The sequence below is a fragment of the Lysobacter niastensis genome (assembly GCF_015453285.1).
Classification (GTDB): Bacteria; Pseudomonadota; Gammaproteobacteria; order Xanthomonadales; family Xanthomonadaceae; genus Lysobacter_J; species Lysobacter_J niastensis.
The window spans coordinates 15,591-35,961 of sequence record NZ_JADLZT010000005.1 but is presented as its reverse complement, the minus strand read 5'-3'; the positions used below and the strand labels follow the sequence as shown (position 1 = coordinate 35,961).

The following is a 20,371-nucleotide window of genomic DNA, read 5'->3' as shown; positions in this document are numbered from 1 at the left end:
CTGGCCTTGTCGTCCGCTTCAAACGAAAAGCCCCGCCGAAGCGGGGCCCTTCGCCACAGCATCGCGCGAGTTACTCGGCGACGACGCTGACGGTGCGGCGCTTCTTCGGGCCCTTGGTCGAGAACTCGACCTTGCCGTCGACCAGTGCGAACAGCGTGTGGTCGCGACCGAGACCGACGCCGGAGCCCGGATGGAACTGGGTGCCGCGCTGACGGACGATGATGTTGCCGGCCTCGATGGCCTGGCCGCCGTACATCTTCACGCCGAGGTACTTCGGGTTGGAGTCGCGGCCGTTACGGGTGGAACCTACGCCCTTTTTGTGTGCCATGGCTGCTTCTCCTGATTAGCCGGCGATGCCGGTGATTTCGATTTCGGTGTAATGCTGGCGATGGCCCATCTGCTTGCGATGGTGCTTGCGGCGACGGAACTTCACGATGCGCACCTTGTCGGCGCGGCCGTGGCCGACGACCTTGGCGGAAACGGTGGCGCCCTTCACGGCGTCGCCAATCTTCACGCCATCGCTGCCGCCCAGCATCAGGACGGTGTCCAGCTTGATCTCGCTGCCGACTTCGGCATCGAGCAGCTCGACGCGCAGGGTTTCGCCCTGCATCACGCGGTACTGCTTACCGCCGGTGACTACAACTGCGTACATGACCAGATTCCTCTGTAGTTATTTTGGTCGCTGCCGCGCCCTGGTGGACGGACAGAAGCGGAATTGTATGGGTTTCAGCGAGTTACGGCAACCATCGGGATTCCCTCCCCTTAACGCCACGGGTGGTCTACTGGCGGGGCCGGGCGGCTCCACGCCCGGTACAAGCTGAACAGGGGTTTCGCCATGAAACTGCCCCTTTGGGAACAAATCGAACGCCGCCTTCACCTGCATGCGCCTCCCGCCCCCGAGCCCTCGGATGAAGCCCCGCAGGAACAGGCCCAGGGCAGCCGCTTCCGGGCCTGGATGACCGAGCTCAGCGAGGATCTGGTCAACATCGACCATTCAACGAAAGAGCCTCCGCCAGGCTCCCATTGAGCGCCGTCGACGAGTCTGAAGGCCAGCCGCTGAACTTCCCCGGCCGGGCTTGAATCGGCGGGGCATCGGGCGCATTGCTCGGACTGCCGCCAGTCGATAGGCTCAGCGGTTCGCCGTCGCACAGACGGCCGCCCTCCCCCATACAGGCACCCGATGGCGCTGGACTACATCCGCATCCGCGGCGCGCGGACGCACAACCTCAAGAACATCGACCTCGACCTGCCGCGCGACAAGCTGATCGTGATCACCGGCCTGTCCGGGTCGGGCAAGTCATCCCTCGCGTTCGACACCATCTACGCCGAAGGGCAGCGCCGCTACGTCGAATCGCTGTCGGCCTACGCCCGGCAGTTCCTGTCGGTCATGGAGAAGCCCGACGTCGACCACATCGAAGGCCTGTCGCCGGCCATCTCGATCGAGCAGAAGTCGACCTCGCACAACCCGCGCTCCACGGTCGGCACGATCACCGAGATCTACGACTACCTGCGCCTGCTCTACGCCCGCGTCGGCACGCCCCGCTGCCCCGACCACGGCTACCCGCTGGAAGCGCAGACCGTCAGCCAGATGGTCGACCAGGTGGTCGCCCTCGGCGATACCGAGGAGGGCCGCGAGCATCGCTACATGCTGCTGGCGCCGGTCATCCGCGAGCGCAAGGGCGAGCACGCACAGGTCTTCGAGCAGTTGCGCGCACAGGGCTATGTGCGCGTGCGCGTGGACGGACAGCTGCATGAGATCGATGCGGTACCGCCGCTGGCGCTGCGCCAGAAGCACACGATCGAAGCCGTGATCGACCGCTTCAAGCCGCGCGACGACATCAAGCAGCGCCTGGCCGAATCGTTCGAAACCGCGCTGAAGCTCGGCGACGGCATGGCGCAGGTGATGTCGCTCGACAACGCCGACGCACCGGCGCTGCTGTTCTCCTCGAAGTACAGCTGCCCGGTCTGCGATTACTCGCTGCCGGAGCTGGAACCGCGGCTGTTCTCCTTCAACTCGCCGATGGGCGCCTGCCCGACCTGCGACGGCCTGGGCGTGGCCCAGTTCTTTGACCCGGCGCGCGTGGTCGTGCACCCCGAGCTGTCGCTGTCCGCCGGCGCGGTGCGCGGCTGGGACCGACGCAATGCGTACTACTTCCAGCTGATCCAGTCGCTGGCCAAGCACTACAAGTTCGACGTCGATGCGCCGTGGCAATCGCTGCCGGAGAAGGTGCGCGAGGCAGTGCTGTTCGGCAGCGGCGAAGACCTGGTCACCTTCACTTACCTCACCGAGAGCGGCGGGCGCAGCCAGCGCAAGCACCGCTTCGAAGGCATCGTTCCCAACCTCGAGCGCCGTTACCGCGAGACCGAATCGGCGGCCGTGCGCGAGGAACTGGCCAAGTACATCAGCGAACGGGCCTGTACCGTTTGCGGCGGTGCCCGCCTCAACCGCGCCGCGCGCAGCGTGTTCGTCGCCGACAAGCAGTTGCCGCAGATCGTGGTGCTGCCGGTCGACGAGGCACTGGCGTTCTTCAAGGGACTCAACCTGCCCGGCTGGCGCGGCGAGATCGCCACGAAGATCGTCAAGGAGATCACCGACCGCCTGCGCTTCCTGGTCGACGTCGGCCTCGACTACCTCACGCTCGAGCGCAAGGCGGATTCGCTGTCCGGTGGCGAAGCGCAGCGCATCCGCCTGGCCTCGCAGATCGGCGCGGGCCTGGTGGGCGTGATGTACGTGCTGGACGAGCCCTCGATCGGCCTCCACCAGCGCGACAACGAACGCCTGCTCGGCACGCTCACGCGGCTGCGCGACCTCGGCAATACGGTCATCGTCGTCGAGCACGACGAGGATGCGATCCGCCTGGCCGACCACATCGTCGACATCGGCCCTGGTGCCGGCGTGCACGGCGGCGAAGTGATCGCCCATGGCCAGCTCGCCGACGTGCTGAAGGCGCCGCGCTCACTGACCGGCCAGTACCTGAGTGGCAAGAAGCGCATCGAGATTCCGGGCAAGCGCCACAAGCCCGATCCGAAGACGACATTCCACCTGCAGGGCGCCACCGGCAACAACCTCAAGGACGTCGACCTGGCGATCCCGAGCGGGCTGTTCACCGCCATCACCGGCGTGTCCGGGTCGGGCAAGTCGACGCTGATCAACGACACGCTGTTCGCCATCGCCGCCAACGAGCTCAACGGCGCCTCGCACACGCCGGCGCCTTTCCGCGCTCACGAGAACATCGAGCTGTGGGACAAGGTTGTCGACATCGACCAGTCGCCGATCGGCCGCACGCCTCGCAGCAACCCAGCCACCTACACCGGCCTGTTCACGCCGCTGCGCGAACTGTTCGCGCAGGTTCCCGAGGCGCGCGCCCGTGGCTATTCGCCGGGCCGTTTCAGCTTCAACGTGCGCGGCGGCCGCTGCGAAGCCTGCCAGGGCGACGGCCTGATCAAGGTCGAGATGCACTTCCTCCCCGACGTGTACGTTCCCTGCGACGTGTGCGGCGGCAAGCGCTACAACCGCGAGACGCTGGAGATCCTTTACAAGGGCTACAACATCAACGACGTGCTGGAGATGACCGTCGAAGATGCGCTGGGCCTGTTCGAGGCCATCCCGGCGATCGCGCGCAAGCTGGAAACGCTGCTGGACGTCGGCCTGAGCTACATCAAGCTCGGCCAGAGCGCGACCACGCTGTCGGGCGGCGAGGCGCAGCGCGTGAAGCTGTCGAAGGAGCTCTCCCGGCGCGACACGGGACGCACGCTCTACATCCTCGATGAACCGACCACCGGCCTGCATTTCCACGACATCGAGCACCTGCTCGCGGTACTGCACCGCCTGCGCGACGACGGCAACACCGTCGTGGTCATCGAGCACAACCTCGACGTCATCAAGACCGCCGACTGGGTGATCGACCTCGGGCCGGAAGGTGGCCATCGTGGCGGCACCATCCTCGCCACCGGCACGCCGGAACAGATCGCCGCGCTGCCGCATTCGCACACCGGCCGCTTCCTGGCACCGCTGCTGGGCGTCACGCCGGGCGAATCCAAACCGAAATCGAAGAAGAAATCCGCCGCATGAGCGACACCGCTACCCCCAAGGCGAAGAAACCGGCACCGCGCAAGCGCCGGCCGGCCGCGAAGAAAAGCGCCAAGGCCGTCGCTGCCGAGACGACGGCGATCGAACAGATCGCCACGCCGGCTGCGAAAGCCGAGGCGGTCGCTCCGGCTCCGGTGACGCTGATCCGCGTACCGCTGTCGGTGCGCTGGCGCGACCTGGACGCGTTCAACCACGTCAACAATTCGCAGTACCTGAGCTATCTGGAAGAAGCGCGCCTGCACTGGATGCTGACCGTGCCGGGCCAGGGCTTGGACGACCATGTCGCGCCGGTCGTAGCGGCCGCCAACCTCAACTACCGCCGGCCCATCGAATGGCCCGCGGAGGTGGCGATCGAACTCTTTGTCGAGCGCCTGGGCAACACCAGTCTCAGCATCGGCCATCGCATCGTCGACGCGAAGGATGGCGATGTCCTGTACTGCGACGGCAACGTGGTGATGGTGTGGATCGACCGCAACAGCGGCCGCGCCGCCACGCTTCCGGAAGCCGTGCGCACGGCGTGCTCCTGATCGGCTCCTGCTCTGATCGACCTCTGCTGATCAGCTGCTGCTGATCGTCATCCGCGCCATTCCACACGAATGGCGCGTGCTGCGCGCTGCATTACTCGCCCGGCTTGCGCACCACAAACTCGCCGAGCAGCTTGCCGCCGCCCTTCAGCGCAAACTCCACCGCCACCTTGCTACCGGGCTTCAGCGGCGCGCGCGGCTGCATCAGCATCAGGTGCATGCCGCCAGGCTTGAGCGTGGCTGAGCCGCCCGGACCGATGCGCAGCTCAGGTAGCGCACGCATGCGGCTGACGCCGTCGACGATGCGGGTCTCGTGCAACGACACATCGGCGAATGCGGGGCTGCTGACGCCGACGATCGTGACGGGCGCGGTGCAGCGGTTCTCGATCGTGCCGAAGCCGGCCATCATCGGCATCGACGCGGGCGGCATGCGGACCCAGCCGTCGCGAACGCTGGGCAGGCAATCGGCCGCATGCGCGGGCGCGAAGGAGATGGCTGCGCCTGCGGCAAGCGCGAGCACGGCGATGCAGGTGCGAAAGGACGTCATAGGCCTATGATACCGGCTGCTTGGGAGCATGGACTCCCGGCTCCCCCATCGGCCAAGGAATGACTGCATGAGCCTCGTCGAAACCCAGCGCCACGGCGACATCGTCGAAGTGAAACTGGCGCGCCCGCCGGTCAACGCGCTGAATCCCGCGCTCTGCCACGACCTCGCGTCCGCGCTCTCCGCCGCCGTCGCGAGCGGCGCACGTGGCGTCATCCTGTCGGGTGGCCCGAAGGTCTTTTCGGCAGGACTCGATGTTCCGCACCTGCTGTCGCTCGGCGACGACCGCCACGCGCTGACGCTGGCCTGGGAGGTCTTCTTCGATGCCGCGATGGTGCTGGCCACCTGTCCGGTGCCGGTGGTCGCAGCGATCGCGGGCCACGCACCGGCCGGCGGCTGCGTGCTCGCCCTGTGCTGCGATTACCGGATCATGGCTTCGGGGCCGTTCCGCATCGGCCTCAACGAAACCCAGGTCGGACTGGTGGCGCCGGAGGGCATCCAGCGCCTGATGCGCCGCGTGGTCGGCACTTATCGCGCCGAGCGCCTGCTGGTGGCAGGCGAAATGATCGACGCCGAGCAAGCAGTCCGGTTGGGGCTGGTCGACGAACTGGTCGAAATCGAAAACGTCTCGGAGCGCGCACGCATCTGGCTGGAGGGCCTGCTGACCCTGCCGCCGCAGGCGATGCTGCAGACCCGCGCGCTGGCCCGTGCCGATCTCATCGAGGCGCTGCAGCCGCGCCACATCGAGCTCGATCGCTTCATTGGCTCCTGGTATGACGCCGGCACGCAGGCGGCGCTGCGTGCGTTGGTGGCGAAGCTCGGCAAGGCCTGACGAACGCCGCGGCAGCGAGCCGCAGCATTCTGCCTCAACGCAACCAGATCTCGACGCGTTCGTTGCGGTAACGCGCATCGCCGGCCGCGCGCATCAGCGGCAGCAGCGCGCCCATGCCGCGCGCATGCGCGACCTGCAGACCCATCGCCATCAGTTCATGGGCAACCATGTCGGCGCGGTCGTTGCTCATCATCATCGCGGCGGCCGCGGACCCCGCACCGGCATCGCCGAAGCCCACCACGATCAGGCTGCGTCCGCGATAGGCAGGCTGCTTCATCAACGCCGCCACCCGTTCGATGTCGCGCACCGACCGGCTGTCGTAGACGCTGGCGGCGACGCCGCTGTCGTTGTTGCCGGCGAAGTTGAAGCGCAGGCTGAGTGGAAGGCGCACGGCGTCATGCACGAGCTGGCGGTAATCGACCGGCCCGGCAAGCATGGGTCCAGGCTGGCCTGGACGCAGCATGACCGCACGATAACCAGCCCGCTCCACTGCGTGCTGCCCGGGCAGCGTCATTGCGTACAGCGCGAAGCTGCGCGCCAGTGCGCCCATCATCTGGCTTCCGTAGAGGTACAGCCGCCTCGTCAGCGGATAGTCCTCGCTCATCACGGCGACCCGGGTCGGTGCGATGGCGCGGCCGCCGTCCGACAGCGCGAGCGGCCGCACGCCAGCCGGCAACGCCTGCTGCAGGTCGACGAAGGCAATGGCGCCCGGGTCGGCGGCGACGGCCGCAAGCAGGCCGCGCAGGTCCGCATGCGTGCGCGCCGAAGCCCAGCGCGTGCCGCGCATCACGCGCTCTTCCATGAGGTCGCGCGCCGCCGACGGTGCTGCCAATACGTGCAGCGCCGGCGCGCCGGCGGTACCACCGGCCTCGCGCCAGTCGCGCATCTGCCCTGCGAACATGCGTTGCAGTTGCGCCAGGCTCAACCCAGCCACCGGATTGCGCTGGTTGACAATGACGGCCACGCCGTCGAGCGCCAGCACGAACTCCTGGTCCTGCGAGGCCAGGTCGCCGAGCTGCCAACCGGCGTCCAGCTCCTGCGCGGTCGGACGGCGCGTCATCATCGCCAACTGCGCGTTGCCGTCAACCAGGTCGGTGAAGCCGATGGCGGAACTGCTGGCGCCGATCTCGACGATCAGCGGAAGATCGTCGCGCACGGCGTGGATCTCGGTGAGCGCCCCCTTGCGCACCACGCGAAGATCTTCGTAACCGATGTCGCGCAGCCACGACGATGCGACCGCCGGCACCAGGCCGGTCGCCAGCGTCTGCGATCCCCGGATGCGCACGCGCTCCACGTCCTGCGCGTGCGCCGGCACGCCGGCAAAACCAATCAACGACAACAACAAAGCAGAACCGATCGCACGCAACATCGCGCGCACTCCCCTGTGCGAAATCGCGCAAGGATCGGCCCTGTTGGTTACCGCCGCATTACACGACGGCGATCACATCGCGATGCGGTCACGCATCTCCGGTGGCGATGGGGCGCGCCGGATCGCTGATCCAGCCACTCCACGAGCCGGTGAAGAGTCGCGCGCCACGCAGTCCCGCACGCTCCATCGCCAGCAGGTGATGGCACGCGGTCACGCCGGAACCGCACATGACGACGGCATGGTCGGGCGAGCGGCCATCGAGCAGCGCGCGGAACTCGTCGGCCAGTTGCGCCGGCGGCTTGAAGCGGCCATCGGCCAGGTTGTCGGCGTAGGGCCGGTTGCGTGCACCGGGAACGTGTCCGGCGATGCGGTCGAGCGGCTCGGTCTCGCCGCGGAAACGCGCCGCAGCACGCGCATCGAGCAGGAGGTCCCCGGCATCGAGCCGCTCCTGCACCTGCGCGGGATCAAGCAGGCGCGAGGAATCGAACTCGCCTGAATACTTGCGCGGCGCCGGCGCCCGGTAGTGCGTATCCACCGGCTGGCCGATCGCGGTCCAGCGTGCCCAGCCGCCGTCGAGCACTGCGACCTTTTCATGCCCCAGCGCGCGCATGAGGAACCAGAAGCGCGCCGCGTGTGCGCCATCCCCGTCGTCGTAAGCGACCACCTGATGATCCGGGGTGATGCCCCACGCAGCCAGCTTGGCGGTGAAGTCGCTGGCGTCGGGCCACGGATGCCGGCCCTCCCCGTGCTTGCGCATGTCGGACAGGTCGCGATCCAGGTGCGCGTAGACCGCATGCGGGATATGGCCCTGCTGGAACGCGGCCTCGCCCGCGCCGGGCGCGGCCAACGAGAAACGGCAATCCACGATGGCCAGGTCCGGGCGACTCAACGCGATCGCCAGGGTTTCGGCCTGCACCAGATTCGTCCAGCCTGCCATTACGACCCCCTCAGTGTGGGGAACCTTCGCCTTCCAGGCGTGCGCGGAGGTTCCAGAGTATCGACGCGGTAGCCCCCCAGATACGCTGGGCGGGCACTCCCCGGTTCACGAATTCCAGCACCTGGCGCGGCCGTCCGCGCAGGTCGAGCGTCCTGACCGTCAGGTTGGCCGGGTCCAGCACGAACGACAACGGCACTTCGAAGACCTCGGCCACTTCGTTCGGGTCGGGCCGGGGAACGTAGTCGGTGGCGATGGTCGCCACCACCGGCATCACGCGGAAGCCGGTGATCGTTGCCAACGGATCGAGGTATCCCAACGGCGAGATCTGCTGCGGGACCAGGCCGATCTCCTCGCCTGCTTCGCGCACCGCGGCGGCGACGGCGTCGGCATCGAAGAGTTCGATTCGCCCGCCGGGAAAACTCACCTGGCCGGCGTGGTGGCGCAGCAGATCCGTGCGCCGGGTGAGCAGCACGCCGGTGCCTGCCTCGCGCGGTACCAGGCCGACCAGCACGGCTGCTTCGACGAGCGCCGCATCGGGCGCAACGAAGTCGGCGAGTTCGGCGCGATTCCAGCCCGGGCCTTGCGGCGCCTGCGCCAGCGGATGCAGCGCGGCAAGCAGATCTGCGCGATCGGCCACGGGCGGCGTCATCAGCGCCGCGCTTCTCGTGAGGGCAGTACGTGTTCCATCAGGCGCAGGCGTTCGTCGTCGCTCATCTGCGACCAGCGCGCGATCTCCGCGGAAGAACGAAGGCAGCCTTCGCACAGTCCATCGTCGCGCAGGCTGCAGACACCGATGCATGGGCTGAGCACGGCGCGGAACAGGGTATTCATTGGATCGACAACCTAAGTCGGGAGCGTGGGGGATTCAACCGACACATGATCGGAGGCACTCCTGAAAAAAAGTCGGGCCGGCATTGAGCCGACCCGACTTCGTTCGCTTTGGCTGGCAAGACCGCTCGCTATGCGCGAGCGGCCCAACACGTCACTTGACGCTGACCAGCTTGACTTCGAACTGCACGGCCACGTTCGGCGGGAACGGCGTGCGCGGGTCGGCACCGTAGGCCTTGTCCGGCGGCAGGGTGATTTCCCACTTCGAACCGGCCGGCATCTGCAGCAGCGCTTCGCGCATCGCCGGCATTTCGATCTCGCTGACCTTGATGGCCGGGATCGACTGCGCCGGACGGGCCTGCTGCGGACGCTCGCCCCACGCGTACGGGCCAGCGACTTCCAGCTGCACGGTGTTGGCCTGGGTCGGCTTGGCGCCGGTGCCGTTCTCGACGACGCGGTACTGCACGCCGCTCGGCAGAACCTTCACGCCGGTCTTGCCCTTGTTCGATGCCAGGAACGTGTCGCTCTTGGTCTTGTTCTCGGCGGAAGCCTTGTCCCACGCAGCCTTGGCCTTGGTCTGCTGGCGCTGCTGCATGTTCTGCACGGCGCTGCGCAGCTGCTCGACCGGCACCGACGGCTGCTTCTTGCCGTAGCCGTCCTGCAGGCCCTTGATGATGGTGTTCACATCGATCTGCTCGCCGCTCTCAATCGCGTTGCGGCCGAGGTCGTAACCGAGGGCGTAGCTGAGCTTCCCCTTCTCGGTCGAAGTGTCCTGCGCGACGGCGTTGCCGGCGGTCAGAGCCATGGCCGCGACGGCGGCAGCAATCAAACGCAACTTCATTCGGTGGAATCTCCGGTATTGGATCAGGGCGGTCGAACCCGCCCGGATGGACGCGCTAGGATAGCGGTGCCCCGGCTTAATCGCCACTGACACCGCCCGATCTAGACCCCGCGTCCTGCTTGAAGTTCCGCGGTGCCGGCCTCTCTCCCGATTCCAAAAAAAACGATCTTTTAACTCCATGTCCGAAATGCCCGTCCTGACCGCCGACCGCGGCGCCGTCCGAGTCATCACCGTCAACCGCCCCGACAAGCTGAACGCGCTCAACGCGGAGACGCTGGATGCCCTGCTGGCCGCCTTCCATGCGGCGGCGGCCGATCCGGGCGTGCGCTGCGTGGTCCTGACCGGCGCCGGCCCCAAGGCGTTCGTCGCCGGCGCCGACATCGCCGAGATGAACTCGCTGACCCCGGTCCAGGGCCGCGACTTCTCGCTGCGCGGGCAAAAGCTGATGCGCGGCGTCGAGAAGATGCCCAAGCCGGTGATCGCCATGGTCAACGGCTTCGCCCTGGGCGGCGGCCTCGAACTGGCGATGGGCTGCCACCTTCGCATTGCCGCCGACACGGCCAAGGTCGGCCAGCCGGAAATCAACCTCGGCCTGATCCCGGGCTTTGGCGGCACCCAGCGCCTGCTGCGCCTGGCTGGTCGCGCCGCGACCCTGGAACTTTGCCTGGCGGGTGCGCCGATCGATGCGGCGCGTGCGCGTGAGCTGGGCATCGTCAACCGCGTGGTCGCTGCCGCCGAACTCGAAGCCGAGACCATGAAGCTTGCCGACCAGCTGGCCAATGCCGCACCGCTCGCGCTGCGCGGCATCCTGGACTGCGTCAACGTCGGCGGCGAATGCGGCATCGAGGAAGGCCTCGAATACGAGACCGCGCAGTTCGGCCTGATGTTCTCGACGCAGGACATGCGCGAAGGAACCACGGCGTTCCTCGAACGCCGCAAGCCCTCCTTCACCGGTCAGTGACCTCCACCGAGCCGACGCCGGCCTGCCTCTGCGGCTGCACCCGGGCCGAAGGCGCGAAGACGCACGCCATCGCGGCCGCACTGGCCGCGGACGATGTCGATCGCGCGCTCGAACTGGGTCTGCTCGACGATGTGACCTGCGCCGCCTGCACACCCGCCTGCCAGGCGCAGGTCCGGGCGGCCCGCGATGCACGCGTGCGGGCACTGGCCGCCCGTGACCGCTACCGCGCCCGCGAGGCGCGCCTGCAGCGCCGCCAGCGCGAACGAGACCGGCAACGCGAGGCGCCGCGGGCACCTGCGGCGGCCGCAAGCGAAACCGTCCCGGCCAAACCGGCCCTGCCCTCCGCGGCCGCCGCCGCGCTGGCCCGGGCGCGCGCCAAGGCCGCCGACCGCCACAAGCCATGAGCCCCGTCGTCCGCAAGAAGAAGGCCGCCAGGCGGCGCGTCAGCCTGCTGTCCGCCGAGCAGATCGAGGAGATGTTCTCGCGGCTTAAAACGCTCAACCCCAAGCCGACCACGGAACTCGAGTTCTCCAATCCGTACGAGCTGCTCGTAGCGGTGACGCTATCGGCGCAAGCCACCGACGTCGGCGTCAACAAGGCAACCCGACGCCTGTTCCCGATCGCCAACACCCCGCAGCAGATCGCGGCGCTGGGCGTGGAAGGACTGAAGCCCTACATCTCCACGATCGGCCTGTACAACACCAAGGCGGCGAATGTCGTCGCCATGGCCGAGCAGCTGATCGAGCACCACGGCGGCGAAGTCCCGCGCGACCGGGACGCGCTCGAAGCCCTGCCCGGCGTCGGCCGCAAGACCGCCAACGTCGTGCTCAACACCGCCTTCGGCGAGCCGACCATGGCGGTGGACACCCACATCTTCCGTGTCGCCAACCGTACCGGCCTGGCTCCGGGCAAGGACGTGCGCGCGGTCGAGGACGGACTGCTCAAGGTGGTCCCGCCGGCCTACCTGCACGATGCCCACCACTGGTTGATCCTGCACGGCCGCTATGTCTGCAAGGCACGCAAGCCGGATTGCCCGCACTGCGCGATCCGCGATCTGTGTCGGTTCAAAGACAAGACACCAGGCGAGCCGGAACCGCTTTCTTCCTAGCTTTCCGCCAAGGCGGGCAAGGCACGGGTCATCACCCCGTCATCCCCCGGAAATAAGTCAGCGCTGTCATATTTACGCAACTTTCACACCCTAGGCTGCGCGGCATCTTCCCACGCCTCAGGGCACCCACCCATGAAACTGTCCCGCAGCACCCTGTCCGTCGCGCTGCTCGCCGCGCTGGTCGCGCCGGCCGCACACGCCGAAATCGCCTTCGACGTCATCGGCGGTTCGGAGATCTCGTTCGAAGGTCTGGTCCAGGCCGACTACAACGACTTCAACAACGACTTCGCCAACCTCAACGGCGACGCTCCGGACGGCAAGAGCAGCGACAACGAGATGCGCCGTGCCGAACTCGTGCTGAAGGGCAAGGGCCCGGGCAACATCGAGTGGGTCCTGGGCTACGACGCCAAGGCCGACAAGTGGCTCGACGTCAATGCCAAGTACAAGCTCGGCGGCAACGCCAACCACTTCTTCCAGTTGGGCCAGTTCAAGCAGCCCAACAGCCTGGAAGAGCTGTCGTCGACCAAGAACAACGACTTCATCTCGAAGTCGATGGTCACCAACACCTTCGGCATCGCCCGCCGCCTCGGCGCCGCCTACCGTTACGGCGACAACAACTGGGGCGTGACCGGCAGCTTCTTCACCCGCGAGCTGACCGAGCATCCGGCTCCGACGCCGCACGGCCCGGGCTACGGCGTGCGCGGCAACTGGGCGCCGATCAACGACAAGGGCAGCATCCTGCACCTCGGTCTGTCGTACGTGGATTACGACACCTTCCAGGACACCGTGCGCCTGCGCGCCCGTCCGGACGCCGACCTCGCCGGCCAGCGCCTGGTCGACACCGGCAACATGACCAACGCCGACCGCCAGAAGACCATCGGCGGCGAAGCGATGTGGGTCACCGGCCCGGTCAAGCTGCAGGGCGAGTACATGAAGACGTCGGTTGACCGTTACAACAACGGCAACGCGCTGCAGTCGAAGGACTTCGACGGCGACAGCTGGTACGTCAGCGGTCTGTGGAACATCACCGGCGAGACCTGGGGCTACAAGGACGGCGTGCCGACCACCCCGCTGCCCGACGAACCCGGCCGCGGCATGTGGCAGGTCGGCCTGCGCTTCGACACGATGGACCTCAACGACGGCACCGTGATCCCGGGCGCCACGCCGACCGCCGCTTCGCGCATCGATGGCGTCCTCGGCGGCGAGATGGACACCTGGACCCTCGGCGTGAACTGGTACTGGCGCTCCAACTTCAAGTTCATGCTGAATTACGTGAAGGTCGACAGCTCGAAGTACTTCATCCGCACGCCGGCCGCTCCGTACGCCGACAACCCGGCCAACAACAACGTCCTGGTGAACCGCGTCGTCGACGACAACCCGGACATCCTGGAAGCCCGCGTCCAGCTGTACTGGTAATCCATCGTTTCTCCCTCCCCCTGATCGTGTGATTCATTTCGGGGCGCGGTTCACCGCGCCCCTTTTTGTTGCCACGTGCCCGTCGGAGCGCGCTGTCACACAGATGTCATGCGCCGGTCTCGGGGTTGTCATCCAACCGTTATGAAATGCGCGGCGAAGCGGGCGTCATGCTCCGCCGCCTCTCTCCAGGAGACTCTCGTGTTCAAAACCACCCATATCCGCATCGCGACGCTGGCGCTGGCCGCCTCGTTCGCGATCAACGCGCAGGCCGCCGATGTCACCGGCGCCGGCGCTTCGTTCGTGTACCCGGTCATGTCGAAGTGGTCGGCCGACTACGCCAAGACCGCCGGCAAGCGCGTGAACTACCAGTCGATCGGTTCCGGCGGCGGCATCGCCCAGATCAAGGCCGCGACCGTGGACTTCGGCTCGTCCGACGCTCCGCTCAAGCCGGAAGAGCTGGCCAAGTTCGGCCTGGCGCAGTTCCCGTCGGTGATCGGCGGCGTGGTGCCGGTGGTCAACGTCCCGGGCGTGGTGTCGGGCGCGATGAAGCTTGACGGTGCGGTCCTGGCCGACATCTTCCTCGGCAAGGTCACCAAGTGGAACGACCCGCGCATCGTCGCGCTCAACGGCGGCGTGAAGCTGCCCGACGCGAAGATCACTGTCGTGCACCGCTCCGACGGTTCGGGCACCACCTTCAACTTCGTCAACTACCTGTCCAAGGTCAGCCCGGAGTGGAAGTCGCAGGTGGGCGAAGGCACGGCCGTGAAGTGGCCGGTCGGCATCGGCGGCAAGGGCAACGAAGGCGTGGCCGCCTACGTGAAGCAGATCAAGGGCGGCATCGGCTACGTCGAACTGTCGTACGCGCTGCAGAACAAGATGGCCTACTCGCGCATGAAGAACGCCGCGGGCAACTTCGTGCTGCCCTCCGACGAGACGTTCCAGGCCGCCGCCGCGAGCGCCGACTGGGGCACAGCGAAGGACTTCTACCTGGTGATGACCAACGCCCCGGGTGAGAACTCCTGGCCGATCACCGCCACCAACTTCATCCTGATGTACAAGCAGCCGAAGAACGCCGACGGCGCCAAGAACGCCAAGGAATTCTTCCGCTGGGTCTACGCCAACGGCGACACCCAGGCCAAGGCCCTGGACTACGTGCCGCTGCCGGACGCCCTGGTCCAGCAGATCGAGAAGTACTGGTCGGCAAATATGAGCTACTAAGCCGTGAGCTACTGAGCCATCCGGCTCGGTGGCTGAACAGGCGCAACCTGAACAAGCGGGCCTCCGGGCCCGCTTTTTCTTTGTCTGAACGAACGCTACAGAAATGTGACCGTTCGATGTCATCGGGGTGTAACAAAAAGATCATCCAATGGCGCAGCCCGGCCACCGAGCCGGACCCTCTTTACCCCGGAGTTGCGCATGAACCCGTCGTCGGCCCGTCTCGCCGCCCTCGCCTTCGCCATCGCCCTGACCATGGCGGCCTGCAAGCCTGCCGGCGACGCCCAGGCCCCTGCCGAAGGCAGCACCGCCACCGCAGCCGCGCCGGCCGGCGACAAGGTCGCCGCGCAGATCACCGGCGCAGGTGCGACCTTCATCTACCCGCTGATCTCCAAGTGGTCGGACGACTACAACAAGGCCACCGGCGCCAAGGTCAACTACCAGTCGATCGGCTCCGGCGGCGGCATCGCCCAGATCAAGGCGGGCACGGTCGACTTCGGTTCCTCCGACAAGCCGCTGACCAGCGAAGACCTGGCCGCGTCCGGCCTCGGCCAGTTCCCGTCGGCAATCGGCGGTGTCGTGCCCGTGGTCAACCTGGAGGGCATCGAGGCGGGCAAGCTGCGCCTGACCGGCCCGCTGCTGGCCGACGTCTTCCTCGGCAAGATCACGTCCTGGAACGATCCGGCGATCGCCGCACTGAATCCGGGCGTCACGCTTCCCGCGACCAAGATCAACATCGTCCACCGCTCCGACGGCTCGGGCACCACCTTCAACTTCACGAACTACCTGTCCAAGGTCAGCCCCGAGTGGAAGACCAAGGTCGGCGAAGGCACCTCGGTGCAGTGGACGGGTGGCGTCGGCGGCAAGGGCAACGAAGGCGTCGCTTCGTACGTGAAGCAGATCAAGGGATCGATCGGCTACGTCGAACTGGCCTACGCGATGCAGAACAAGATGGCGCACGCGTCGTTGCAGAACGCGTCCGGCAACTGGGTGCAGCCCAATGCGAAGTCGTTCCAGGCCGCGGCCTCGGCGGCGGACTGGAAGAGCGCGAAGGACTTCAACCTGGTGATCACCAATGCCACCGCTCCGGAGGCGTGGCCGATCACCGCGACCAACTTCATCCTGATGTACAAGCAGCCCAAGGACGCCAAGCGCAGCGCCGACACGATCGCCTTCTTCAAGTGGGCCTTCGAGAACGGCCAGAACCAGGCGCAGGCGCTGGACTACGTGCCGCTGCCGCCGGAGCTGGTGCAGCAGGTCGAGGCGTACTGGGCTGCAGAGTTCAAGTGACGCACCGGACCGTGTACCCACACGGTCTCAACGCCGGCAGGCCTCCAACCACGACCCGATGAACACCACCACCCTCCCCGCTCCTGCAAGCGCACGCGACGACAAGGACGCGCGCAACGACCGGCTGTTCCGCTACGTGCTGATCGGCACGGTCGTCTTCGTGCTGGTCGCGCTGGCCAGCGCCGCGCTGTCGATGCTGTGGGGTGGCCGCCACGTGCTCGCCGCGTCCGGCCTCGATTTCTTCTTCACCTCGGAATGGAATCCGGTCGAGGACAAGTACGGCGCGCTGGTGCCGATCTACGGCACCGTCGTCACCGCGATGATCGCGATGCTGATCGCCGTGCCGGTGAGCTTCGGCATCGCGTTCTTCCTGACCGAGGTAGCCCCGCGCTGGGCCCGCGGCCCGATCGGCACCGCCATCGAACTGCTGGCCGGCATTCCTTCGATCATCTACGGCATGTGGGGCCTGTTCGTGCTGGTGCCGGTGATGACCGAGTACGTGACCCCGTGGCTCAACGACCACGTCGGCAGCCTGCCTCTGATCGGCAAGCTGTTCCAGGGCCCGCCGCTGGGCATCGGCATGCTGACCGCCGGCGTCGTGCTGGCGATCATGGTGATCCCGTTCATCTCCTCGGTGATGCGTGAGGTGTTCCTCACCGTGCCGACGCGGCTCAAGGAGTCGGCCTACGCGCTCGGCTCGACCAAGTGGGAAGTCAGCTGGGACATCGTGCTGCCGTACACGCGCTCGGCCGTGATCGGCGGCATCTTCCTCGGCCTGGGCCGCGCGCTCGGCGAGACGATGGCAGTGGCTTTCGTGATCGGCAACAGCGTCAACTTCTCGGCCTCGCTGCTGGAGCCGGGCACGACCATCGCCGCGCTGATCGCCAACGACTTCGGCGAAGCCACTGAAACCTACCGCTCGGCGCTGCTGCTGCTCGGCTTCGTGCTGTTCATCGTGACCTTCGTCGTGCTGGCGATCGCCCGCCTGATGCTGCTCCAGCTGTCGCGCAAGGAGGGCAACTGATGAACGCGACTGCCATTTCCGCCAAGGAACTGAAGACGGCCGACGCGCTGTACCGTCGCCGCCGCATCGTCAACGCGGTCTCCGTCCTGCTGGCCTGCGCCGCCGCGCTGTTCGGCCTGTTCTTCCTCGGCTGGATCCTGTGGACGCTGATCTCCAAGGGCCTCGGTGGCATCAACTGGGCGCTGTTCACCCAGAACACGCCGCCGCCGATGCAGGAGGGCGGCCTGATGAACGCCTTCTTCGGCAGTGCCGTGATGTGCGTGATCGCGATCCTGATCGGCACGCCGCTCGGCATCGCCGCCGGCACCTGGCTGGCCGAGTACGGCCACGCCCGCAAGATCGGCACGGTGGTCCGCTTCGTCAACGACATCCTGCTGTCGGCGCCGTCGATCGTGCTCGGCCTGTTCGTCTACACGCTGGTGGTGATGCAGACTGGCGGCAACTTCTCCGCGCTGGCCGGTGCGATCTCGCTGGCCTTCATCGTGCTGCCGGTGGTGGTGCGCACCACCGACGAGATGCTTCGCCTGGTACCGGCGCAGATGCGCGAGGCCGCGCTGTCGCTGGGCGTGCCGCAGTGGAAGGTGATCGTGCAGGTGCTGTACCGCAGCGCTTCGGCCGGCATCGTCACCGGCGTGCTGCTGGCGCTGGCGCGCATCTCCGGCGAAACCGCACCGCTGCTGTTCACGGCATTCGGCAACCAGTACTGGAGCAGCAACGTCCTGCAGCCGATGGCGAGCGTGCCGGTGGTGATGAACCAGTTCGCCGGCAGCCCGTACGAGTCCTGGCAGGTGCTGGCCTGGGCCGGCGCGCTGGTGCTCACCGTCTTCGTCCTCATCGTCAGCCTGGTGGCCCGCTCCATCGTGCTGCGCAACAAGATCAGCCATGACTAACTTCGCTGGAACACCTGGATCGCCCGCTGGAAGCACGGCCATGAACGATGCCCGCATCAGTGTCGCCACCAAGCCGCGCGAACTCGCGTCCGCGGCGCCGGTGAAGCTCGCCGCGCGCGGGCTCAACTTCTACTACGACAAGTTCCATGCGTTGAAGGACATCAACCTGGAAATCCCGGAGAAGCGCGTCACCGCGCTGATCGGGCCGTCGGGCTGCGGCAAGTCGACGCTGCTGCGTATCTTCAATCGCATCTATGCGCTCTACCCGAAGCTGGAAGCCCGCGGTGAGGTGTTGCTGGATGGCCAGAACATCCTCGACCCCAAGTACCCGATGAACCGGCTGCGCAGCAAGGTCGGCATGGTGTTCCAGAAGCCGGTGCCGTTCCCGATGACGATCTTCGAGAACATCGCCTACGGCATCCGCCATCACGAGAAGCTGTCCAAGAGCGAGATGAACGACCGCGTCGAGCATGCGCTGCGCCAGGGTGCGCTGTGGGACGAGGTCAAGGACAAGCTGGGACAGAGCGCGCTCGGCCTCTCCGGCGGTCAGCAGCAGCGTCTGTGCATCGCCCGCGCGGTGGCGCTGCGCCCTGACGTGCTGCTGCTCGACGAACCGACTTCGGCGCTGGACCCGATCTCCACCAGCCGCATCGAGCAGCTGGTCGAGGAGCTGAAGAAGGACTACACGATAGCGATCGTCACACACAACATGCAGCAGGCGGCGCGCGTCTCGGACTACACCGCCTTCATGTACCTGGGCGACCTGATCGAGCACGGCACCACGGAAACCATTTTCTCCAACCCGACCAAGCAGCAGACCGAGGACTACATCACCGGTAGGTTCGGCTGATGCTTCAAGCCCCTCCCCCGCAAGCGGGAGAGGGGTTGGGGTGAGGGAATCGCCGGAGCACCCTCATCCGCCCTCCGGGCACCTTCTTTCGCAAGCGGGAGAAGGGTGTAGACATATCAGGACACCAACATGGGCAACCCAATGCACGACCACATCGTCAAGAGCTACGACGAAGAGCAGCGCCGCCTCCTCAACGAGACCTTGCGCATGGGCGAAATGGCCGCCGCGCAGCTGCAGGCCGCGCTCGACGTCGTGCAGCGCCGCGACGACAAGGCCGCCGAACGCATCATCGCCAACGACGAGGCGATCGACGCGCTGGAACAGGAAGTCAGCCACGACGTCATGAAGCTGGCGCTGCGCGGGCCGATGGCGCGCGACCTGCGCGAGATCCTCGCCGCGATCCGCATCACCGCCGACATCGAACGCATCGGCGACTACGCCGCCAACGTCGCCAAGCGCTCCACGGCGCTGAACGTGCTGCCGCCGCTGCCGCACGTCAGCGGCCTGCAGGCGATCGGCGTCCTCGCCGTGCAGCAGGTCCGCGATGTGATGACCGCCTACCGCGACAGCGACATCGAACTGGCGCAGCGCGTGCGTGCGCGCGATGCCGAGATCGACGTCGCCTACACCGCGCTGTTCCGCGAACTGCTGACCTACATGATGGAGGACGCGCGCAGCATCACAGCCTGCACGCACCTGCTGTTCATGGCCAAGAACATCGAACGCATCGGCGACCACGCGACCAACATCGCCGAGAATGTATGGTTCCTGGTCAAGGGCGAGGAACAGCTGCCTCCGCGTGAGAAGCGCGATGACAGCAGCACGACGGTCACGCCCTGACGTTGACGTCCTGCCGACAAACCTGAATTACGCGTAACCCGACGGCGCGGAGCCCCCTCCGCGCCGTTTTTCTGTCTGCGACCCCAACTCTTGGGCTATGTGCGGCGCCTGCGGCGCCGTCACCATTCCCCGGGTCGTAGAGGAGGACGACGCGCAGCATGACCCGGCTGAGCCATCGGCGACCAGAAAGCGACCGTCAGCGCGCCGTTCCACGCGAGCGCGGGCAGCGAGGCCGCGGCGCCAGATCCCCCATCGCCCCTTCCCCGCTCCCCGCCAATTGGCGGCATCATGTCGCCCTCGCGCCGCAGCCGGCGCTGTGCCATGCAGACCCATGAGTTTTCCATCGGCCCGATTCGTTTCCGGACCGTCCCATGCGGGCCCGCCCGCCATCACGCAACTGGAGCTCCAGCCATGTCGAAGCAAACCAACAAACCCGTCGCCCTGGCGATCGGTGCCGCCCTGGTCGGCGGCTTGGCCCTGTCCACGTCCGCGTTCGCGATGACCGACCTCACGGCCGGCTACATGCTGGGCGGCGAGCAGGCCGCGAAGGCCGGCGAAGGCAAGTGCGGCGTCGGCAAGATGGACACCGACAAGGACGGCAAGGTCTCGCAGGCGGAATACGGTGCGGCCCACAAGGGCGATACCAGCAAGTTCGCCGCGCACGACACCAACAAGGACGGCTTCATCGACGAAGCCGAGCTGAAGGCCCACATGGAAGGCAAGTGTGGCGAAGGCAAGTGCGGTGCCGACAAGAAGAAGGGCGACATGGAAGGCAAGTGCGGCGAAGGCAAGTGCGGCGGCATGGCGTAAGC

Annotated in this window: 20 protein-coding genes and 2 pseudogenes; 15 read left to right on the top strand and 7 right to left on the bottom strand. The window is 66.8% G+C overall.

What is annotated here, in order from left to right; genetic code table 11:
- Positions 1-70: 70 nt before the first annotated feature.
- Positions 71-328 (bottom strand): 50S ribosomal protein L27, encoded by a 258-nt coding sequence (gene rpmA, locus IU514_RS09445; RefSeq protein WP_194930872.1) that lies wholly within the window; start codon positions 326-328, stop codon positions 71-73.
- A 15-nt stretch (positions 329-343) separates the two neighbouring features.
- Positions 344-652: a 50S ribosomal protein L21 gene (gene rplU / locus IU514_RS09440; RefSeq protein WP_194930871.1), complete on the bottom strand. Its 309-nt coding sequence runs from the start codon at positions 650-652 to the stop codon at positions 344-346.
- A 183-nt stretch (positions 653-835) separates the two neighbouring features.
- On the opposite strand from rplU, the gene IU514_RS09435 reads away from it, so the two are divergent.
- The 3 genes and pseudogenes from IU514_RS09435 (at position 836) to IU514_RS09425 (ending at position 4,617) form a co-directional block, all read left to right on the top strand.
- Complete coding sequence (locus tag IU514_RS09435) at positions 836-1,027, top strand: hypothetical protein (RefSeq protein ID WP_194930870.1); 192 nt, start codon at positions 836-838, stop codon at positions 1,025-1,027.
- A gap of 153 nt (positions 1,028-1,180) precedes the next feature.
- A pseudogene (gene uvrA / locus IU514_RS09430) lies at positions 1,181-4,228 on the top strand (excinuclease ABC subunit UvrA).
- Positions 4,225-4,617, top strand: a complete 393-nt coding sequence (locus IU514_RS09425; RefSeq protein WP_324187818.1) for an acyl-CoA thioesterase — start codon at positions 4,225-4,227, stop codon at positions 4,615-4,617. Before uvrA ends, IU514_RS09425 begins: the two are co-directional and overlap by 4 nt.
- 91 nt (positions 4,618-4,708) lie before the next feature.
- Here IU514_RS09425 and IU514_RS09420 read toward each other — a convergent pair whose 3' ends face one another.
- Positions 4,709-5,161, bottom strand: coding sequence for a copper chaperone PCu(A)C (locus tag IU514_RS09420; RefSeq protein WP_194930867.1), 453 nt, complete (start codon positions 5,159-5,161; stop codon positions 4,709-4,711).
- Positions 5,162-5,228: 67 nt separating this feature from the next.
- Here IU514_RS09420 and IU514_RS09415 point away from each other — a divergent pair, with 67 nt between their 5' ends.
- Positions 5,229-5,990 carry an enoyl-CoA hydratase/isomerase family protein gene (locus tag IU514_RS09415; RefSeq protein WP_194930866.1) on the top strand — a complete coding sequence of 254 codons (762 nt, stop codon included), beginning with the start codon at positions 5,229-5,231 and terminating at the stop codon, positions 5,988-5,990.
- A gap of 34 nt (positions 5,991-6,024) precedes the next feature.
- On the opposite strand, the gene IU514_RS09410 is transcribed toward IU514_RS09415, so the two are convergent.
- From IU514_RS09410 to IU514_RS09395, 4 genes and pseudogenes are all read right to left on the bottom strand, one after another.
- Positions 6,025-7,359 (bottom strand): substrate-binding domain-containing protein, encoded by a 1,335-nt coding sequence (locus IU514_RS09410; RefSeq protein WP_194930865.1) that lies wholly within the window; start codon positions 7,357-7,359, stop codon positions 6,025-6,027.
- Between the two features lie 88 nt (positions 7,360-7,447).
- Positions 7,448-8,296 (bottom strand): sulfurtransferase, encoded by an 849-nt coding sequence (locus IU514_RS09405; RefSeq protein ID WP_194930864.1) that lies wholly within the window; start codon positions 8,294-8,296, stop codon positions 7,448-7,450.
- 10 nt (positions 8,297-8,306) lie between these two features.
- Positions 8,307-9,127, bottom strand: a pseudogene (locus IU514_RS09400) (NUDIX hydrolase).
- Between the two features lie 151 nt (positions 9,128-9,278).
- Entirely contained in the window at positions 9,279-9,965 is a 687-nt protein-coding gene (locus tag IU514_RS09395) for an FKBP-type peptidyl-prolyl cis-trans isomerase N-terminal domain-containing protein (RefSeq protein ID WP_194930863.1), read from the bottom strand.
- A 178-nt stretch (positions 9,966-10,143) separates the two neighbouring features.
- Between IU514_RS09395 and IU514_RS09390 the strand changes: the two genes are divergently transcribed.
- The 11 genes from IU514_RS09390 to IU514_RS09340 all read left to right on the top strand — a co-directional run bounded on the left by IU514_RS09390 (position 10,144) and on the right by IU514_RS09340 (position 20,369).
- Positions 10,144-10,926 (top strand): enoyl-CoA hydratase/isomerase family protein, encoded by a 783-nt coding sequence (locus tag IU514_RS09390; RefSeq protein WP_194930862.1) that lies wholly within the window; start codon positions 10,144-10,146, stop codon positions 10,924-10,926.
- 68 nt (positions 10,927-10,994) lie between these two features.
- Positions 10,995-11,330 carry a hypothetical protein gene (locus IU514_RS09385; RefSeq protein ID WP_194931149.1) on the top strand — a complete coding sequence of 112 codons (336 nt, stop codon included), beginning with the start codon at positions 10,995-10,997 and terminating at the stop codon, positions 11,328-11,330.
- The gene (gene nth, locus IU514_RS09380) at positions 11,327-12,034 is read left to right on the top strand and encodes an endonuclease III (RefSeq protein WP_194930861.1); all 708 of its coding nucleotides are present in this window, start codon (positions 11,327-11,329) and stop codon (positions 12,032-12,034) included. Before IU514_RS09385 ends, nth begins: the two co-directional genes overlap by 4 nt.
- A 132-nt stretch (positions 12,035-12,166) precedes the next feature.
- Positions 12,167-13,450, top strand: coding sequence for an OprO/OprP family phosphate-selective porin (locus tag IU514_RS09375; protein ID WP_194930860.1), 1,284 nt, complete (start codon positions 12,167-12,169; stop codon positions 13,448-13,450).
- Between the two features lie 198 nt (positions 13,451-13,648).
- Positions 13,649-14,668: a phosphate ABC transporter substrate-binding protein PstS gene (gene pstS, locus IU514_RS09370; protein WP_324187807.1), complete on the top strand. Its 1,020-nt coding sequence runs from the start codon at positions 13,649-13,651 to the stop codon at positions 14,666-14,668.
- A gap of 198 nt (positions 14,669-14,866) precedes the next feature.
- Entirely contained in the window at positions 14,867-15,955 is a 1,089-nt protein-coding gene (gene pstS, locus IU514_RS09365; protein ID WP_194930858.1) for a phosphate ABC transporter substrate-binding protein PstS, read from the top strand.
- 58 nt (positions 15,956-16,013) lie between these two features.
- Complete coding sequence (pstC, locus tag IU514_RS09360; RefSeq protein WP_194930857.1) at positions 16,014-16,979, top strand: phosphate ABC transporter permease subunit PstC; 966 nt, start codon at positions 16,014-16,016, stop codon at positions 16,977-16,979.
- The gene (gene pstA / locus IU514_RS09355) at positions 16,979-17,869 is read left to right on the top strand and encodes a phosphate ABC transporter permease PstA (protein ID WP_194930856.1); all 891 of its coding nucleotides are present in this window, start codon (positions 16,979-16,981) and stop codon (positions 17,867-17,869) included. Before pstC ends, pstA begins: the two co-directional genes overlap by 1 nt.
- Before the next feature lie 40 nt (positions 17,870-17,909).
- Positions 17,910-18,719 (top strand): phosphate ABC transporter ATP-binding protein PstB, encoded by an 810-nt coding sequence (pstB, locus tag IU514_RS09350; protein WP_194930855.1) that lies wholly within the window; start codon positions 17,910-17,912, stop codon positions 18,717-18,719.
- A 129-nt stretch (positions 18,720-18,848) separates the two neighbouring features.
- Positions 18,849-19,559 (top strand): phosphate signaling complex protein PhoU, encoded by a 711-nt coding sequence (gene phoU, locus IU514_RS09345; protein ID WP_194930854.1) that lies wholly within the window; start codon positions 18,849-18,851, stop codon positions 19,557-19,559.
- Positions 19,560-19,970: 411 nt separating this feature from the next.
- Entirely contained in the window at positions 19,971-20,369 is a 399-nt protein-coding gene (locus IU514_RS09340) for an HvfA family oxazolone/thioamide-modified RiPP metallophore (protein ID WP_194930853.1), read from the top strand.
- Positions 20,370-20,371 lie beyond the last annotated feature (2 nt).

What these genes read in the sequence shown, in the direction of transcription:
- rpmA (WP_194930872.1), bottom strand. Translation starts at nt 328, where the DNA reads ATGGCACACAAAAAGGGCGTAGGTTCCACCCGTAACGGCCGCGACTCC.
- rplU (WP_194930871.1), bottom strand. Translation starts at nt 652, where the DNA reads ATGTACGCAGTTGTAGTCACCGGCGGTAAGCAGTACCGCGTGATGCAG.
- IU514_RS09435 (WP_194930870.1), top strand. Translation starts at nt 836, where the DNA reads ATGAAACTGCCCCTTTGGGAACAAATCGAACGCCGCCTTCACCTGCAT.
- IU514_RS09420 (WP_194930867.1), bottom strand. Translation starts at nt 5,161, where the DNA reads ATGACGTCCTTTCGCACCTGCATCGCCGTGCTCGCGCTTGCCGCAGGC.
- IU514_RS09415 (WP_194930866.1), top strand. Translation starts at nt 5,229, where the DNA reads ATGAGCCTCGTCGAAACCCAGCGCCACGGCGACATCGTCGAAGTGAAA.
- IU514_RS09410 (WP_194930865.1), bottom strand. Translation starts at nt 7,359, where the DNA reads ATGTTGCGTGCGATCGGTTCTGCTTTGTTGTTGTCGTTGATTGGTTTT.
- IU514_RS09405 (WP_194930864.1), bottom strand. Translation starts at nt 8,296, where the DNA reads ATGGCAGGCTGGACGAATCTGGTGCAGGCCGAAACCCTGGCGATCGCG.
- IU514_RS09395 (WP_194930863.1), bottom strand. Translation starts at nt 9,965, where the DNA reads ATGAAGTTGCGTTTGATTGCTGCCGCCGTCGCGGCCATGGCTCTGACC.
- IU514_RS09390 (WP_194930862.1), top strand. Translation starts at nt 10,144, where the DNA reads ATGTCCGAAATGCCCGTCCTGACCGCCGACCGCGGCGCCGTCCGAGTC.
- nth (WP_194930861.1), top strand. Translation starts at nt 11,327, where the DNA reads ATGAGCCCCGTCGTCCGCAAGAAGAAGGCCGCCAGGCGGCGCGTCAGC.
- IU514_RS09375 (WP_194930860.1), top strand. Translation starts at nt 12,167, where the DNA reads ATGAAACTGTCCCGCAGCACCCTGTCCGTCGCGCTGCTCGCCGCGCTG.
- pstS (WP_194930858.1), top strand. Translation starts at nt 14,867, where the DNA reads ATGAACCCGTCGTCGGCCCGTCTCGCCGCCCTCGCCTTCGCCATCGCC.
- pstC (WP_194930857.1), top strand. Translation starts at nt 16,014, where the DNA reads ATGAACACCACCACCCTCCCCGCTCCTGCAAGCGCACGCGACGACAAG.
- pstA (WP_194930856.1), top strand. Translation starts at nt 16,979, where the DNA reads ATGAACGCGACTGCCATTTCCGCCAAGGAACTGAAGACGGCCGACGCG.
- pstB (WP_194930855.1), top strand. Translation starts at nt 17,910, where the DNA reads ATGAACGATGCCCGCATCAGTGTCGCCACCAAGCCGCGCGAACTCGCG.
- phoU (WP_194930854.1), top strand. Translation starts at nt 18,849, where the DNA reads ATGGGCAACCCAATGCACGACCACATCGTCAAGAGCTACGACGAAGAG.
- IU514_RS09340 (WP_194930853.1), top strand. Translation starts at nt 19,971, where the DNA reads ATGTCGAAGCAAACCAACAAACCCGTCGCCCTGGCGATCGGTGCCGCC.